Here is an 877-nt window from a genome sequence, read left to right as displayed (position 1 = left end):
TTGATGAGCCAGTTATCACCGGCCTGAATGTTGAAGTCATTGCTTTCAACAATCAATAGAGCATCATTATTGTCCAGGAACGGGTCGTTCGGATCGGCTAGGTCGTTGAGGATAAGGGCCTCGTACTTGGTTCCAACAAGATCGGCGTTGTTTGTATCGTTCTCGTACACATCGCCTTGGTCGACGTAGATGGCACGTGTTGTAGTGATGGAGGGATCATTTGCATCAGCAAGACTGACTATAAGCAAAAGATCATCGCTTTCAGTCTCGTACCCATCGAACTTGATAAAGAAATCGGTCGCGTAACTAAAATTGTTCGCGCCCAGATTTCCTTTCGGATCAGTCTGGAAGAAATTGATGTTGGCCGCTTCACCTGCCTGGATCGTATTTCCGGAAACGCCCAGAGCAGTGCTGGACAAGGTTACAGGGGCCTGCGTGCCGCTCACAAGCTCACCCGCCGCCACGGCAGTATTGCCGCCGGCACTCAGTGGTGCCTCGAAGCCCGTGATCTGGATGTAGAAACCTTCCCCAAGCTTCCCAGTGGCCACAGGTGATGGGCCACTGGAAGGGCTCGTGCCACCCACGTCATACGTTTCGTATCCAGTGCCTTCGCCCAGCGTGACGTCTTGCTTCACTTGCAGCGCATCCATCTCGAAGGTATAGGTGTCATTGGCTTTGTCAAACACCAGCGTGCCTTCCACCAGTTCAGGCGTGGTGGCAGCATTCCGATCGTGATCGTATTTGAACGACACGTTAAACGTGGCAGCGGCGAGATCCTCTGAATCCCAGGTGACCGTTGGATCAACGATCGCAACATCGTTCGCCGAACCAGAAAGGGCGAGGGCGGCAAAATCACTGTCCGCTGCCGAAGAGTAGG

At 53.2% G+C, this 877-nt stretch carries 1 protein-coding gene; it reads right to left on the bottom strand.

What is annotated here, in order from left to right; genetic code table 11:
* A partial coding sequence (locus PMI18_RS05820; RefSeq protein WP_007905342.1) for a hypothetical protein occupies positions 1-877 on the bottom strand: 877 nt, incomplete at both ends.

Source organism: Pseudomonas sp. GM102 (assembly GCF_000282555.1).
Classification (GTDB): domain Bacteria; phylum Pseudomonadota; class Gammaproteobacteria; order Pseudomonadales; family Pseudomonadaceae; genus Aquipseudomonas.
Note: the sequence above shows the minus strand (reverse complement) of the source record. Positions and strands in the feature narration are given on the sequence as shown.